This is a genomic window from Labrenzia sp. ATLA3, assembly GCF_057180185.1.
In genome coordinates this window covers 401,848-417,650 of sequence record NZ_JBXUKV010000001.1, presented here as the reverse complement: position 1 = coordinate 417,650, position 15,803 = coordinate 401,848, and the positions used below count along the sequence as shown (strand labels likewise).

The window sequence follows — 15,803 nt, the reverse complement described above, 5'->3', positions numbered from 1 at the left end:
ACATGGATTGTGCAGCCGGACTCGGCCTGCCTGCGGCGGGCCGTTACGATTTTCTATGCCAAGAAAAAATGTCGAGGAATGAGAATGCACCCCTACCGTAGTCACACATGCGGTGACCTCCGTCTGTCCGACGAAGGCCAGACTATCCGTCTTTCCGGCTGGGTCCACAGGGTCCGCGATCATGGCGGGGTGCTGTTCATCGATCTGCGCGATCATTACGGCGTCACCCAATGCGTGGTCGACCCGGACTCGGCCGCCTTCCAGCTGGCCGAAACCGTTCGCTCCGAATGGTGTATCCGTATCGACGGCAGCGTGAAGAAGCGCACGGACGAAACCATCAACTCCGAGCTGCCGACTGGTGACATTGAAGTCTTCATCCGTGAGATGGAAATCCTGGGTGCGGCCAAGGAACTGCCGCTGCCGGTCTTCGGCGATCTGGAGTATCCGGAAGAGGTTCGTCTCAAATACCGGTTCCTGGATCTGCGCCGCGAGAAACTGCACCAGAACATGATTCTGCGTTCCAATGTGGTGCGCGATCTGCGCGACCGCATGTGGAACATCGGTTTCAATGAATTCCAGACGCCGATCATCACGGCATCGTCTCCCGAAGGCGCGCGCGACTTCCTGGTGCCGTCGCGCCTGCATCCTGGCAAGTTCTATGCGCTGCCGCAGGCACCGCAGCAGTTCAAGCAGCTGTTGATGGTCTCCGGCTTCGACAAGTATTTCCAGATCGCGCCGTGCTTTCGCGATGAAGATCCGCGTGCCGACCGGTCGCCGACGGATTTCTACCAGCTCGACGTGGAAATGTCCTTCGTCACCCAGCAGGATGTGTTCGACACCATCGAGCCGGTGATTGCCGGCTGTTTCGAGCGTTTCGGCAACGGCCGTCCGGTCAACCGCAACTGGCCGCAGATCTCCTACAAGGATTCCGCGCTCTGGTACGGCACGGACAAGCCGGATCTCAGAAACCCGATCAAGATGGAAATCGTTTCCGAGCATTTTGCCGGCTCCGGTTTTGCCATCTTCGCCAGGCTGCTGGAACAGCCGGGCACGGAAATCCGCGCCATTCCGGCACCGAAGGGCGGCAGCCGCAAGTTCTGTGACCGCATGAACAAGTTCGCCCAGGAGCAGGGCCTGCCTGGCATGGGCTACATCTTCTGGCGCAAGGCCGAAGACGGTTCCACGGAAGCTGCCGGCCCGCTGGCCAAGAACATCGGTCCGGAACGCACCGAAGCGATCCGTACGCAACTCGGTCTCGACGTCGGCGATGCCGCGTTCTTCCTGGGTGGCAAGCCGAAGCAGTTCGAGCCGGTTGCGGCCAAGGCCCGTGTCATCATCGGCGAAGAGCTCGGCCATAGCGACAAGGACCGGTTCGAATTCGCCTGGATCGTGGATTTCCCGATTTACGAGCGCGACGAGGAAACCGGCGAGATCGATTTCTCGCATAACCCGTTCTCCATGCCTCAGGGCGGAATGGACGCGCTGGAAGGCGATCCTCTGGACGTTCTGGGGTATCAGTACGATCTGGCCTGTAACGGTCACGAGCTGATCTCGGGTGCGATCCGGAACCACAAGCCGGAGATCATGTACAAGGCGTTCGAGATCGCTGGCTATCCGGCAGACGAAGTCGACAGGCGCTTTGGCGGCATGGTCAATGCATTCCAGTATGGCGCCCCTCCGCACGGTGGTTGTGCCGCTGGTATCGACCGTATGGTCATGCTGATGGCTGACGAGGCCAACATCCGCGAAGTCATGCTGTTCCCCATGAACCAGAAGGCGGAAGACCTGATGATGGGGGCCCCGAGCGAACCGGCATCGGCTCAGCTTCGCGAACTGCATTTGCGTCTGAACTTGCCGGACGCGTGAGAACATCCCACTTGCGGGTGACCGCAAAATAGGGATACCCCTCTGCGAAAGAGGCGAGAGGCCGGCCTTGCCGGCCTCAGTCGTGTTATGCTTTGCAAGTTATTGGAAAGGCGGCTTACAGTGCTCAACCCTGCAAAATGGGAGATCTGGCAAGACCCGGATGGCACGGTTCAAGTCATCAAGCGCCTGTTGAGCGAAAATCTCCGGGCCTATATCCCGCGCTACTTGGTGGCCTTTGTCTTCATGGGCATGGTTGCGGCAACGACTGCGGCAAGTGCCTGGATCATGAAGGATGTCATCAACGAGGTCTTCATCAACCGCGACAAGATGATGATCTATGTCATCGCCGGAGCAGTCATCTGCATATTCACCCTGAAGGGCGCTTCGACCTACGGTCAGATGGTTGTTCTTTCCAGGGTCGGCAACGCGATTGTTGCGGATCTGCAGAACCGCCTTTTCCATCGACTGACCAAACAGGACCAGGCTTATTTCGACCGGATGTCCCTGCCGGAACTCGGCATCCGCGTGAACACGGGCGCCGGCAGCGCGCGTTCGGTCATCGACATGATCGTGCTCAGCCTCGGCAGGGATGTTCTGACCTTGATCGGACTTGTCGGGGTGATGATTGTCCAGGATCCTTTGATGAGCCTGCTGGCCCTGGTCATCATGCCACCAATCGTTGTCGGCGTGAGTTTCCTGGTGAAGCGGGTCAAGACCTATGCCAAGCGGCAGGTGGTCTCAAACGCCAAGATCGGCTCAACCCTGCAGGAAACCGTTCTGGGTATTCGCATCGTCAAGGCTTTCAGGATGGAGCCGACGATGCAGCAGAGAATGGCCACATCCGTTGCCGAAGTGGAACGCCAGTCCAACAAGATCGCCTCCCTGACGGCCCGGACCTCACCTTTGATGGAATCTCTCGGCGGCTTTGCAATTTCGCTGGTCATTTTCTACGGCGGATATTCGGTGGTGGAGCTGGGCAAGGACCCGGGTGCCTTCTTCGCATTCATTACGGCGTTGCTGCTTGCCTATGATCCCGCGCGCCGTCTGGCCCGGCTGAATGTCAATCTCAGCAAGTCGCTGGTCGGTGTCCGCCTGATGTACGAGCTGATCGACGAGCAACCGGATCTGGAGCAGGTTGAAGATGCATCGGATCTCAAGGTCGACAACGGGCAGGTCGAATTCAGGGACGTCAAGTTCTCCTACGGGGAAGGGGCCGCGCTCAACGGATTGAACCTGACGGCTGAAGGCGGCAAGGCAACGGCGCTGGTCGGTGCGTCCGGGGCCGGCAAGTCCACCGTCTTTGCCCTGATCGAGCGCTTCTACGATCCGCAGGAAGGAACGATCACTGTCGACGGACAGTCGATCAGGTCGGTTACGATGAGTTCTCTGAGACGGAACATTGCCTACGTCAGCCAGGACTCCTACCTCTTCAACATCAGTATCCGCGATAATATCGCAATCGGCAGACCGGGAGCTTCACAGGAAGAGATCGAGGCAGCGGCACAGGCCGCGAACGCCCATGACTTCATCCTGGAAATGCCGGATGGCTACAACACCCTGGCCGGCGATGGCGGCGGCCGCTTGTCGGGCGGTCAGCGTCAGCGCATTGCCATTGCGCGCTCGATGCTGCTGGATGCGCCGATCCTCCTGCTGGATGAGGCAACTTCCGCTCTTGATGCTGAGTCCGAAGCCAAGATCCAGGCCGCACTCGAAAAACTGATGGAAGGGCGCACCACGCTGGTGATCGCTCACCGTCTCAGCACGGTTCGTCACGCACATCGGATCCTCGTCATGGACAGGGGGCGTGTCCTGGAGAGCGGCACGCATGATGAATTGTTCGAGCATGACGGCATATACCGGCGCCTGTGCGAGCTGCAGTTCCAGAACCGCACCGAGGCTGCCGAGTAAGACAGCACCTTTTGCACGAAAACAAAAAAAGCCCGGGACACTGCCCGGGCTTTTTACTGTCTGAAGCAGATTTACTGGTTGGCGGTAATGCCGACTGACAGGATCTGCGGGATCATCTGAGGTGCAAACATTGCCGTGCCCATGATCTGGGACAGCGGAACAGGTGCACCCGGAGCGGCTGTCAGTTCCAGCGAGCCGGGCGTGTTCAGGAACTGGGTCACGGCCTTGGTCACCTGGCCTTCCAGCTCCTTGTTCTGCAGCATGCCGAGCATCATCGGCAGCGTGCCGGTAAGGCCGGCAACATAGGTCGGCGTATCGACACCGGCCTTTTCCGATTCCAGATCCAGTACCCGGCCTGTCAACGTGTCATCGTCCAGCCGGATCTTGGCGTTTTCGATGGTCACATTCTGCAGGAGCGCCATCGCTTCTTCAGGCTTCTCCGACTTTTCGTTGAGCTGGGTAATCACTTCGCGGGTAACGCCGCCCATGGAGAGCGAGACAGACAGGCTGGCCGCATCCTTGGCGTCGATCTTCAGTTCGGGAACCACGAGTGTGGCCGTTTCCGGGTCCCATTTGCCAGATCCGGAAATGTCGAGCGTCAGAGTTTCATAACCGAGATCCGTAAGGGACTTCGTTTCCTTTGTTTCCAGTTCCTTGACGTCGATGGTGGCGCCGGTCACAGCAAACTGGGCTGCGGTCGGAAGGTCGCCGTCCATGGCGTCGATCGAGGAGGAGATTTTGACGATGTCGGCAATCTGGTTGTCTTCATCGCGGATCTGAATGCTGTTGGCTTCAAATGTCTTGTAGCCGGGGCCGACCGGTGGCGTGTCGGCAGAAGCTTCTTCCGGCGTCGGCAGGAGAAGGTCCGTGACCTTGAGGTCCGCCAGCGACATGCCGCCGTCCTCAGCCGTGAGCTCAAGATTGCTCATATCGAGGCTTGAGAGCTTGAGCCGCCCGTCGGACTGAATTTCTCCGCCCGTCAAAACGGTCGACGCAATGGTAACGCTGGCGTTTTCTTCGTCTTCCTTGCTGATGACGATGTCGCTGAGCGTTACGGCATCGCCTGCTTCGTCAACCGAACCATAGCTCTCGACAGTGCCTTTCTCGGCATCCAGCAGGCTCAGAAAAGCATCGGCGATCTCGTTCCCGGACGGATCGAAGGCAAGCGCCGGAGTGGCTTGAAGGGCGAGCAGACTGACGGCGGCCGTCAGACCGGCTGCGATCCGGGGCGAACGGGAAAACATCATTGAAAATCTCCACGAAATAGAGGCGGACTTCACTCTGAGGGAAGTTCCACGGTGTAGCAAGGCGAAAGCCGGAGCAAGCAATAGCCGGGCTTATTCGGTCAAAATATGTCCTGCGTCACATTTTACCCGGTTGAAATGCGAGGGTCGGATATACACCGGCTTTACCATCCCGTTCTTCGGCAAAAATTGCCTTTGTCAGGCCACGGCTTTTTCGGCGAAGGTGATGTTGGCGCGCTCGATGTCTTCCAGGGTCGGCAGGCTGGCCTCGTTGCCCAGGTGCTGGATGGCATGGGTCGAAGCTCCGCGGGCAAAGCGGAAATGCTGATCCCAGCTTCTCTCCGGCCAGCGCAGGTAGGAGGCAATGTAAGCGCCATGGAAGACATCGCCGGCACCGTTGGAATCGACCACCTTCGACAAGGGCACGTTGAGCGAGGGCATCACCTTGTCCGGACCACCGGCTTCGTACCAGACCATGCCTTCGCTGCCGAGCGTTACAGCGCCGACAGGACAGTTCTTGGTGCGCAGATACGAAAGCGTTTCACCGGTTGACATGCCCAACTGCTGGCAGAAACGCTCGGACACGACCGCAATATCGATTTGATTGAGCAGTTCATCGGTGTTTTCGCGCACGGCGCCGCCGTCGAGTGATGTCAGGATGCCAAGGTTCTTGCAAGTGGTCGCATAGTGCAGCGCCGCGTCCGGCATATGCCCATCGAGGTGCAGGGCCTTCATGCCGGTAAGGGTGAGGGGAGGGAAAGGATGCAGGAACTCGTTGTCGCGGCAACGCACAATGGCGCGCTTGCCGCCCTTTGGCATGATGAAGGAGAGGGAGCTTTCCCGCACCTTGCGCCCGTGAATGGAAACGCCGTAGGTCGCTGCCATGTCCAGGAACATGCGTGCCAGCCAGTCGTCCGCCTGCGAGCACAACAACTCCGGTTTGCCTCCCAGTTTGGCGCAGCAAAACGCCGCCGTGACCGCATTTCCGCCAAAACTGATTGCGTAATCCCGGGCAATCGTCTTTTCGTCGCCCGTCGGCAATTGGTCCGTCAAAAAAGTAACGTCGATATAGGCTTGCCCAATAAACAATGCCTGCATGTAACCCTCCCGAAGTCCGGCTTTTCTCGTCTGTTTTGCAGCTAACACGGCAAAGAGGCAGGTGGCTTTGATCTGAATGAAATGACTGAATCTTCAGTCCTTGTTTACCCAGATCAGCCATGTTCAGAAAGAGTTTATCATGAACAGGCTGTCGACTTGTCTTTCCGCTATGTTGGTTTCGTTAAAACGGTGCTGATCGCCCTTGCGCTGGCGACTGCTCCGCTGTTTGCGATCAACATCATTCTCAACCAGTATGCGGAACGCCGTGCCGTGGTTGAGATGGAGGCCATGGGAAATGTGGCCATCCACCGTGCCGAAGAGGCAATTTCCACTACCGTTTCCGTGCTTCAGAGGTTGGACCGGGACGATGTGCAAACCTGCAATGCCGAAGACCGGGTCATCTACGAGAAGCAGATTGTCGAACACGGGATGATCGACGCCATCGGGCTCGCCGATGCCGCCGGTCAGCGCATGTGCATCATTCCGGACGCGGATCTGGCCGGCAAGATTGTGCTGCCGCCGATGCGTGAGGACGGCCCGCTTGTCGGCATCGGCATGCTGGACCGGAGCTATCTGGGAGCCCGTGCGGCAGTGATCAGCTGGGATCTCAAGGACCAGACACGCCTTTTCGCGGAAGTGACACCTGCCGTGATTGCAATCGATCCCGGCCCGGAATATCTGCGCTCTTACCGCCGGACCGAATTACGCCTTGGCAACAACCTGCTCTGGTACACTATCGGTGGCTATAATTCAGAGGCAACGGATCCTTCCGAAATTCTGTCTGTCGAAGTTTCATCGCAGCTTTATCCTCTCGTGGCGACGGTCACCGCACCGCTGTCTGCCGCCGACAAGGTCGTGCAGGACCTGAAGGTCGTTGCTGCCGCCGCCTGCGCGGGGATTGCGCTCCTGTTCGTTGCCATCGGTGTTTGGTTGTCCTGGCGGCCCGAGAGGGAAGCCGACGACGAATTCATCGCCGCGATCCGCAATGGCGAGTTCATTCCCTATTATCAGCCCGTCATGGATATCGAGAGCGGGCGGTTGCGCGGGTGTGAAATCCTGATGCGCTGGCGCCGTCCGAACGGCATGATCGTGTCACCGGGGCAGTTCATGGCCTATGCCGAAAACAACGGCCATATCTTCGACATGACCCGTCACATCATGCGCGTCTCTGCCGAGGAAATCGGCGAGCTTTACGGGGACAATCCGGACCTGAAGCTGTCGATCAACCTTTTCGCGGGTCACTTCCTGGATCGGGAAGTCATTTCCGATATTCGTTCAATCTTTGAAAAAACGCGGATTTCCTTCCAGCAGATCGTTGTGGAAGTAACCGAGCGCCAACCGTTGGAGGACATGGAACTGGCGCGCAAGATCATCGCGGAACTGCAGGCACTGGGTGTGCGTGTTGCTCTGGATGATGTCGGCACGGGCCATGGCGGCATGGCCTATCTGCAAAAGCTGGGCGTCGACATCATCAAGATCGACAAGATGTTCATCGATACCATCGGATCGGACGACAACTCCACGACGATTGTCGATTCCATGGTCGAGCTGGCCGACAACCTGGGCATGGGCATCATTGCCGAAGGTGTCGAGATGGAAGAGCAGATCGACCGGTTGCTCGAACTGGGGGTGACCGCCGCTCAGGGCTATTTCTTTGCAGCGCCCATGCCGGCTGACGAGTTTATCGCCTTTGCGGAACGCACCGAAGAAGAAGCCAACGAACGTTCGCGGCTTGCAGCCGAAGCGGCCGCGGCAGAGAAGGCGGCCAACGAAGCTGCAATGCGGAAGAACGCAGCAGCCTGACCCCTGCTGGTGCGCTTCGCCTAGCCTCCCGCATGAGTTACCCTCACTAAATCCAGTCAGCTAACTGGCGGAAATGCACACTTCTTGTGCCGCCAAAGCTCTGTCTTGCGCCATCTCGCACAATTAACGGGCGTGATGAAAATGCAGGTTGATTTTTCCATGCCAGATGTTCTTGTCTGTACCGGCTGGACGGTATAAAGAGAGCGAAACTGTACTGACTGGACGGTATACAATGGCAGCGCGTTCGACACGCACTTCGCATGAATCGAAATCGGAAATACTGAAAGCTGCAATCGAGGTCGTCCGGCGCTCGGGCGCACAATGCCTGACCATGGATGCCGTTGCCGAGGAAAGCGGTTTTTCCAAAGGCGGGGTTCTCTATAATTTCCCCACCAAGGATGCGCTGATTACCGGCATGGTGGAGTTTCTGGCAAGCCAGTTCGAAGCTGAAGTGGCTGCCGAGAGGGAGCGCAACCTTTCTTCCGAGTGCCCGACCTTGAGCGCAATGATCGAGGTCTCCGAAGGTTGGTTGGGCGAGCGGCGTGACCTGGCGCAAGCCATGCTGGCCACGAAAGCGGACCGTCCCGACCTGAGTGAACCCTTCCGGGGTGTGAAATTACGTCTCAAGGAGGCCATCGAGGCCGAACTTCCCGACCGAGGCAAAGCCTGGTCTATCTGGGCCTGCCTGGAAGGCCTTCATTTCTCTGAGGCGCATTGCGTCACGATTTTTTCTGACGATGAGCGCGCGCTGGTGTTTCAGGACCTCCGCATGCGTCTGACCCAACTCAAAGACTAGAACGGAAGACCAAATGCTGGCACTTCACAAAGCCCCAATTCGCCGTTGGGTCGCCCTTCTTTTGGCTGCCGGGATGCTTGCATCCTGTCAGGACGATGCTTTTGATCCGGTTTCCGAGGCGGAGGCAAAACTCAATGCTGCGCCCAGACCAGCGAAAGTCTTCACGGTGACAGACCAGATCGGGCTCTTGGAACGGCGGTTCGCCGGCCGGGTGGAGGCGGTGAAAACCGTCGCCCTGTCTTTCCAGGTGCCGGGTAAGCTTGTCGAACTGCCGGTGCTGGAAAGCCAGCGCGTGAAGGAAGGCGACCTGATCGCCAAACTGGATACGACGGACTACGACAGGGCATTACGAGAAGCGACCATCAATGCCGAACAGGCAAAAAGGGAGCTCGATCGGCTGGAAACCCTGCGCGAACGGTCGGTCATCTCACAGTCAGCCTATGACGAGCAGAAGAACAAGTACGACCTTGCGCTGGAGACACAAAAGGAAGCCACACAGAACCTTGAGTACACAACTTTGAAGGCGCCTTTTGACGGGATCGTCTCCGTGCGTCTGGTCGACAATTTCACCACGGTCAGTGTCGGAACGCCGGTTGTACAACTTCATGACGTGTCGGAAGTCCAGGTGGACATCAACGTTGCCGAGGCTCTGTTCGGACGGGTTTCAGCATCCGAAGTGACGTCCATTGAGGCCAGATTTCCCGCCTACGGGGATAAGCAATTTCCGCTGACGTATCGCGAGCATTCCAGCCAGGTCGATGAGGTAGCGCAGACCTATCGCGTTACCCTGGCGATGCCGCGCGAGGGGGCAGAGCAGCTCTCGCCCGGCATGACGGCATCGGTGACCGTGAAGTTTCTGCCTGAAGGGCTGCAACTGGGAGAACAATTCCTGGTGCCGTCGAGTGCCATTGCCGTCGATAGCGAGGGAAATTCCTACGTCTGGAAATACGATTCCGGCTCTGGGGCCGTGTCCAAGCACCCGGTCGAAATCGGCACGGTCATGGGGGATTTCATTCCTGTCCGTTCCGGGCTGGAAAAAGGCGACGAAATCATCTCCGCCGGCGTTGCTTATCTCAGCGACGGCCAGGTCGTGCGGCGTTTGAACTGATCCGGTTCCGGACAGGCTAGAGGATCAGATACCTTGGATATTGCACGCTACTCAATTCAAAAGCCGGTCAACACGTGGATGATCGTGATCATGTCGCTTCTGGGGGGGCTTTGGGGCCTATCCACCGTGGGGCGGCTGGAAGATCCTGCATTCACCATCAAGCAGGCCCAGGTGATCACCAGCTATCCGGGCGCGACCGCGGCTGAAGTCGAAAACGAAATTACCGAAAACCTTGAAACAGCCATCCAGCAGATGCCGCAACTGGATCTGATCAAGTCCGTGTCGGAGCCGGGCTTGTCGCGCATCAGCGTGGAGATCAAGCCGACCTACGACGGCGAAGAACTGCCGCAGGTCTGGGACGAGTTGCGGCGAAAGGTCAACGACGAGGTCCGGGACCTGCCGGCAGGGGCGGGGACGCCTCTGGTTTATGACGACTTCGGCGACGTTTACGGCCTGTTCTACGCCTTCACTGCCGACGGCTATACCAACCGGGACATTCGCGAAACGGTCAAGCGCATTCGCCGCGAAATTCTGACCGTACCGGGGGTCGGCAAGGTTGAAGTCGCCGGGGAACCCCAGGACGTCATCTACCTGAACGTCAATCAGGACAAGATGGCCGGGCTCGGCATCACTTTCAACGATGTGATCAGTGTTCTGGACGCCGAAAACCGCATCCAGACCAACGGGTCGGGCGTTTCAGGCGACAAACGCATTCGCCTGATGACAGCCTCCGCCTTCGATGATTTCCGAGGCATTCAGGATCTTGTCATCGGTCGTGCGGGATCGACCGCAATGATCCGCCTGTCCGATATCGCAACACTGGAACTGGGTGAACCGGAACGGCCGAACAGGCTGATCAGGCACAATGGCCACGCGGCCGTCACGATCGGGGTGTCCCAGGTCGATGGCACCAACATCGTCGAAGTCGGCGAACGCGTGATCGAAAAACTATCCCAGGTCGAAGCGCAACTGCCCGTCGGCATGCAGATCCATCCCATTTACGAACAGAATATTGTGGTCGATGAATCCGTGAATGGCTTCATCACGAACCTGGCCGCCTCCGTTGTCATCGTGATCGCGGTGCTTGCGCTGTTCATGGGGTGGCGTGCGGCCATCGTGGTGGGCACGGTGCTGCTTCTCACGGTGATGGCAACGGTCCTGTTCATGCGGATCTTCGCCATCGAGATGGAACGCATTTCGCTCGGAGCGCTGATCATCGCCATGGGTATGCTGGTGGACAACGCCATCGTGGTCGCGGAAGGCATGATGATCAACATGCAGCGCGGACAAAAGGCAATTGAGGCCGCCAGCCGTGTCGTCGCTCAAACCATGTGGCCGCTGCTGGGAGCAACCATCATCGGCATCATGGCGTTTTCCGGCATTGGTCTGTCACCCGACGCGACCGGTGAGTTCCTGTTTTCACTCTTTGCCGTTATCGGCATTTCGTTGCTTCTGTCCTGGGTGTTTGCGATCACGGTCACGCCGCTTTTCGGCAAGTATTTCTTCAGAACGGCCACCGGCGATCTGGACGATCACGATCCCTACAAAGGCATTCTCTACAGAGCCTATCGGGCGATCCTGGTCGGCACCTTGCGCGTGCGGTTGCTGACGGTCGTCTCTCTGGTCGGGATCACGGTTATGTGCGTCATGGCCTTCGGCAATGTGAAGCAGGCGTTCTTCCCGGACAGCAACACCCCGATCTTCTATCTCCATTACTGGGCTCCCCAGGGCACTGACATCCGGTCGACCGAAGCAGACCTGAAGGAAATGGAGAAGATCGTCCTTGCCGATGAGCGTGTGGAGAAAGTCACCAGCTTTGCCGGTGGTGGTGCAACGCGTTTCATGCTGACCTATGCACCGGAAGACGCGAACCCGGCCTATGGCCACATGATCATCAGAACCCATGGGCGCGATGAGATCGATATGCTGGCGCTGGATCTGAAAGAGCGCTTCGCAGAGCGTTTTCCCTCAGCGCAGATCATTACCAAGCGCCTGGTATTCGGTCCCGGTGGCGGCGCCAAGATCGAGGCACGCTTTTCGGGCCCGGATGCGAACGTGCTCAAGCGGCTTGGCAATGAGGCGAAGGCGATTTTCGACAAAGCGGAGAACAAGCTTGCCGACGTCAACACGGACTGGCGGCAGCGGGAACTCGTCGTGCGGCCGATATTCGATGAGGACCGTGCCCGGATTTCGGGTGTGACCCGGGAGGAATTGTCTGTTGCCCTGCAGTTTGCGACCGAAGGCGTCCGCGTCGGTTCCTTCCGCGATATCGACGAAAGCGTTCCGATCGTCGCCCGCAAGGCTGATCAGAACGGTATCTCCGTGAACGAAAGCGTATCGGACGCTTTGGTCCTGAGCAGCACCGAAGGCCGCTATGTGCCGATTGAGCAGGTCGTGCGGGAATTCGTCATGGAGCCTCAGGACACGCTCATCCATCGCCGCGACCGTGTTCGCACGCTTACAGTGAAGGCTGAAACCACCGGGGGCGAAACCGCATCCGCAGCCCTTGCAAGGGTCCGACCGCAAATCGAGGCGATAGAACTTCCGCCTGGATACGCGCTGGAGTGGGGCGGAGAATATGAAAGCACCAACGATGCACAGGCATCCCTGGGCGCGCAGCTGCCGCTTGGTTTCCTGGTCATGCTGATCATCTCCATCCTTCTGTTCGGTTCCGTGCGTCAGCCGCTGATCATCTGGCTCATGGTGCCAATGTCGATCAATGGTGTTGCCATCGCCCTTCTGACCACGGATACGGCCTTCGGCTTCATGTCTCTGTTGGGCATCCTGTCGCTGTCCGGCATGCTGATCAAAAACGCTATCGTCCTGTTGGAGGAGATCGATCTTCTGATTGGCGAGGGCAGGGAAAAATACGAAGCCATCGTCGAAGCCAGCGTCTCGCGTATGCGTCCGGTGATGCTGGCGGCAATCACCACCATCCTCGGCATGGCACCGCTTCTGTCGGACGCCTTCTTCCGTGGCATGGCGGTGACGATCATGGGCGGTCTGGCGTTTGCCACAGTGCTCACACTGATCGCCGCACCGGTTCTCTATTCTCTGTTCTTCCGGGTGCGCCCTCCGAAGAAAGGCAAGCCAGAGGCCGAGCCGTCAATCCCGGGCGATGCCGTTCCGGCTGCGTAGGAGCCAACGCGGTCATAAACATGAAAAGGCGGCCTCTGGGCCGCCTTTTGACTATGAACCATCGCGCATCAGATGACCTCGGGCACGCTGCAAGTCGTCAGGATGTTGAGCTGAGGCTGCAGAGAGAGCGGAGTTTTCACTTCCCGGATACCGGACTGCGTCTCGTTTGTCCGGGCGAGGAGGGAGCTAGGTCGTCAAGATTTGTGATCTTGTTTAGTTCAGAAATCTCAATGCCTTGCCGAAGGTTCCAGACTCATTTTCTGAGTCGGCCGCCTAGTCGCGTCTGAGCTTCATGTGCCGGTTAACGTCCTTGTAGAGCAGGTAACGGAACTTGCCTGGCCCTCCGGCGTAACAGGCTTGCGGGCAGAAGGCGCGCAGCCACATGTAGTCGCCTGCCTCAACCTCCACCCAGTCCTGATTGAGCCGATAGACGGCCTTGCCCTCCAGCACATAGAGCCCGTGTTCCATGACATGGGTTTCGGCGAACGGGATCACGGCTCCCGGTTCAAAAGTCACGATGGTCACATGCATGTCGTGGCGCATGTCTTGCGGATCGACGAAGAGGGTGGTGGCCCATTTTCCGTCAGTCCCGGGCATGTCGGTCGGTTTGACCAGTTTGTCGTTGGTGACAAAGGCGTCCGGCTTGGACAGCCCTTCGACCGCTTCATAGGCCTTGCGTATCCAGTGAAATCGCACCGCGTTGCCACCGGCGTTTTCGACCGTCCAGGCACAGCCTGCTGGAAGATAGGCATAGCCGCCGTCTTCCAGCACATGCACCTTGCCTTCTATGGTCAGTGTCAGCCTGCCATCGACAACGAAAAGCACGGCTTCTGCCGCTTCATCCGGCTCCGGCTTCCGGCTGCCGCCACCTGGCTGGACCTCCATGATGTACTGCGAGAATGTTTCTGCAAAACCGGAGAGAGGTCGCGACAAGACCCAGAGCCGGGTCTTCTCCCAATACGGAAGATAGCTTGTGACGATGTCACACATCGTTCCCTTCGGAATGACGGCATAGGCATCTGTAAACACGGCCCGGTCTGTCAGAAGTTGGGTCTGGGGCGGGTGGCCGCCGGATAGCGCGAAATAAGGCGATGAATTCATGCGGATTTCCCCGGGGTCGTTGCCGATACACGTGATTTGGGGTGAATTAGAAAACGCGGCTTCCAGCAAGGCAACGAAAAAGAAACCCGCCCGCGAGGGTTGCGGGCGGGGTGTCCAGCTTGACGGCTTTCAACGCGCCGGATGGCGGGAATCCGGTGGGCAGGAACCCGTCGTTATCGTGGCCCGGCGTTTTAACGCGCCGTGACCATCTCGCGCTGGACTTTGCTCCTTGCGGTTTTGACGTTATCGAGCACCTTGGGGCAGGTGGTGTCCGACGTCTGTTTTTCGCGCAAGAACGAGGCCATTCGGGCGTCAATATCCCTCAGACGTGATTCTCGGGAGGGCGCGCGGTGCAAGGCAGCAAGGGGGGCAAACATGGGCAGAAACGGGTTCATTAGAACCTCCCGATTAGCGTGGTGAATTTGTTCAGTAGGCCAGCTGCGGAGCTCTGAGCCTGGTTTCAATCCGCGAGATTTCGTCGCGCAAACGGAGTTTGAATTTCTTCAGGGACCGTATGTGCTGCGTATCCGGATAGGGGGGCAATTCCTCCCTGCGGATAAGGGCATCCAGGGTGTTGTGCTGGCTGCGCAGCGATTTCAGTCTTTGGTACATCGCTCTCCTCCTCTCTCGTGGGCAGTGTCTGTGACACCCTTGATATGGAGGCTGAACGCGAATAGATGAAATACATTGTTTCGATTGTTTTGATAGGTATTGTCTATCGCTCATGGAGGTGCAATGCGTTTTCGGCCATCGTCACGACAACTGGACTATTTCGTTGCGCTTGCAGAAACCTTGCACTTCGGCAAGGCGGCTGCACGGTGCCACGTGTCGCAACCGACACTTTCAGCCCAGTTCAAGCTGCTTGAAGACCAGCTCGGCTGTATATTGCTGGAGCGTGGCAGCGGTGGCATCAACCTGACGGCGTCCGGCGAGCGTCTGCTGCCGCTTGCGCGGCGCGCGTTGGAAAATCTCGACGAAATCGTGACGCTTGCTCAGTCGGGGCAATCAAATCTGGGCGGTTTGATCCGGCTTGGCGTCTCGCCCACATTCGGGCCGTATTTCATGCCCTACCTGTTGCCGATTCTGAAGCGTGAGTTTCCACTCCTAGAACTCTATATCCGCGAAGACAGGCCTAATCTTCTGGAAGAAGGCCTGATGTCGGGGGCGCTTGACTGCATATTGACGCCGGATTTCGCCGCGTCGGACCAGTGGACAGCGCGGGAGCTTTGCCGGGAAAGCGTTTCTCTTGCCGTGCCGAAGTCGCACCCATTGGCCGGTGTTGATGTGATTCCCGTCGATATGTTGCGCGGTGAGAAGCTGCTCGCGCTGGGGCAGGGGTTCCGTCTCCACAACGACGTTCAGGCGCTGGCGCATGCTGCCGGAGCTGATTTCCGGCAGGACTATGAAGGCACCAGCCTCGACGCTTTGCGTCAAATGGCTTCGATCGGCATGGGGCTGGCACTCTTTCCTGCCGCCTATATTGCCTCAGAGTTTGGAAAGGAGCCTGATCTTCTGTTGAAGAAGGTCGAAGGCCTGCCGATGCGCCGGATGATGTATCTCGTCTGGCGATGCGGGTCATCCCGCACAACTCATTTTGAAAAGCTGTTGTCGCTTGCCCTGCAGGCAGTGGGAGACATGAACGTCGACGGGATCGAGCCTGCCTGAGTGTAGACCTGAAAACATCCGGAACTGCCGGGCAGGGACGTCAAATAAGCTCTCTATTGGTCCACGTAATCCTCCC

General features: G+C 58.2%; 12 protein-coding genes. 7 read left to right on the top strand and 5 right to left on the bottom strand.

What is annotated here, in order from left to right; translation table 11 throughout:
- Positions 1-84: 84 nt before the first annotated feature.
- Both aspS and AC2A6O_RS01835 read left to right on the top strand, forming a co-directional pair.
- Positions 85-1,866, top strand: a complete 1,782-nt coding sequence (gene aspS / locus AC2A6O_RS01840) for an aspartate--tRNA ligase (RefSeq protein WP_148584143.1) — start codon at positions 85-87, stop codon at positions 1,864-1,866.
- A gap of 120 nt (positions 1,867-1,986) precedes the next feature.
- On the top strand, positions 1,987-3,774 hold the full coding sequence (locus AC2A6O_RS01835; protein ID WP_498925501.1) for an ABC transporter ATP-binding protein: 1,788 nt from the start codon (positions 1,987-1,989) through the stop codon (positions 3,772-3,774).
- Between the two features lie 71 nt (positions 3,775-3,845).
- Here AC2A6O_RS01835 and AC2A6O_RS01830 read toward each other — a convergent pair whose 3' ends face one another.
- Together AC2A6O_RS01830 and AC2A6O_RS01825 are read right to left on the bottom strand one after the other, a co-directional pair.
- Positions 3,846-5,021: an aq_1923 C-terminal domain gene (locus tag AC2A6O_RS01830; RefSeq protein ID WP_498925500.1), complete on the bottom strand. Its 1,176-nt coding sequence runs from the start codon at positions 5,019-5,021 to the stop codon at positions 3,846-3,848.
- A gap of 195 nt (positions 5,022-5,216) precedes the next feature.
- Positions 5,217-6,116: a sugar kinase gene (locus AC2A6O_RS01825; protein ID WP_148584141.1), complete on the bottom strand. Its 900-nt coding sequence runs from the start codon at positions 6,114-6,116 to the stop codon at positions 5,217-5,219.
- Between the two features lie 156 nt (positions 6,117-6,272).
- Here AC2A6O_RS01825 and AC2A6O_RS01820 point away from each other — a divergent pair, with 156 nt between their 5' ends.
- From AC2A6O_RS01820 to AC2A6O_RS01805, 4 genes are all read left to right on the top strand, one after another.
- Positions 6,273-7,919 carry an EAL domain-containing protein gene (locus AC2A6O_RS01820; protein WP_498925499.1) on the top strand — a complete coding sequence of 549 codons (1,647 nt, stop codon included), beginning with the start codon at positions 6,273-6,275 and terminating at the stop codon, positions 7,917-7,919.
- A 232-nt stretch (positions 7,920-8,151) separates the two neighbouring features.
- The gene (locus AC2A6O_RS01815; RefSeq protein ID WP_148584139.1) at positions 8,152-8,715 is read left to right on the top strand and encodes a TetR/AcrR family transcriptional regulator; all 564 of its coding nucleotides are present in this window, start codon (positions 8,152-8,154) and stop codon (positions 8,713-8,715) included.
- A 13-nt stretch (positions 8,716-8,728) separates the two neighbouring features.
- Positions 8,729-9,823: an efflux RND transporter periplasmic adaptor subunit gene (locus AC2A6O_RS01810; RefSeq protein WP_498925498.1), complete on the top strand. Its 1,095-nt coding sequence runs from the start codon at positions 8,729-8,731 to the stop codon at positions 9,821-9,823.
- Positions 9,824-9,856: 33 nt separating this feature from the next.
- A complete protein-coding gene (locus AC2A6O_RS01805) occupies positions 9,857-12,961 on the top strand; it encodes an efflux RND transporter permease subunit (RefSeq protein ID WP_498925497.1) in 3,105 nt (1,034 codons plus the stop codon).
- 273 nt (positions 12,962-13,234) lie between these two features.
- Here AC2A6O_RS01805 and AC2A6O_RS01800 read toward each other — a convergent pair whose 3' ends face one another.
- The 3 genes from AC2A6O_RS01800 to AC2A6O_RS01790 all read right to left on the bottom strand — a co-directional run bounded on the left by AC2A6O_RS01800 (position 13,235) and on the right by AC2A6O_RS01790 (position 14,674).
- Entirely contained in the window at positions 13,235-14,062 is an 828-nt protein-coding gene (locus tag AC2A6O_RS01800) for a bifunctional allantoicase/(S)-ureidoglycine aminohydrolase (RefSeq protein ID WP_148584136.1), read from the bottom strand.
- A 191-nt stretch (positions 14,063-14,253) separates the two neighbouring features.
- On the bottom strand, positions 14,254-14,457 hold the full coding sequence (locus AC2A6O_RS01795) for a hypothetical protein (protein WP_148584135.1): 204 nt from the start codon (positions 14,455-14,457) through the stop codon (positions 14,254-14,256).
- A 31-nt stretch (positions 14,458-14,488) separates the two neighbouring features.
- The gene (locus tag AC2A6O_RS01790) at positions 14,489-14,674 is read right to left on the bottom strand and encodes a YdcH family protein (protein ID WP_498925496.1); all 186 of its coding nucleotides are present in this window, start codon (positions 14,672-14,674) and stop codon (positions 14,489-14,491) included.
- A gap of 123 nt (positions 14,675-14,797) precedes the next feature.
- Here AC2A6O_RS01790 and AC2A6O_RS01785 point away from each other — a divergent pair, with 123 nt between their 5' ends.
- A complete protein-coding gene (locus tag AC2A6O_RS01785) occupies positions 14,798-15,727 on the top strand; it encodes a LysR substrate-binding domain-containing protein (RefSeq protein WP_498925495.1) in 930 nt (309 codons plus the stop codon).
- Positions 15,728-15,803: the final 76 nt, after the last annotated feature.